Here is a 210-nt window from a genome sequence, read left to right as displayed (position 1 = left end):
ATATAGTCGTAGACTTTGATCAATCAGGTTTGATTGCAAATGGTAAATCTTATGAGGTTAGCACAAAAGGATACTCTTCTAAAACAGCAAAAAACATTGCAAAAAATATAGACATATCAGATTATGCTCAAGCAGATAAAACTGCTAGGGTATATGAGATTCCAAACACTGTTAGGAATAGGATTATAATAGTTCAAATACTTTCATCTT

Annotated in this window: 1 protein-coding gene; it reads left to right on the top strand. The window is 31.0% G+C overall.

Going from position 1 to position 210, the window contains the following annotated elements; translation table 11 throughout:
* Positions 1–210: hypothetical protein (locus tag WJW32_RS06770; protein ID WP_340256727.1), on the top strand; the 210-nt coding region annotated here is incomplete at both ends.

This window comes from Tepidibacter sp. Z1-5 (assembly GCF_037844525.1).
In the GTDB taxonomy this organism is placed as follows: domain Bacteria; phylum Bacillota; class Clostridia; order Peptostreptococcales; family Peptostreptococcaceae; genus Tepidibacter_A.
Note: the sequence above shows the minus strand (reverse complement) of the source record. Positions and strands in the feature narration are given on the sequence as shown.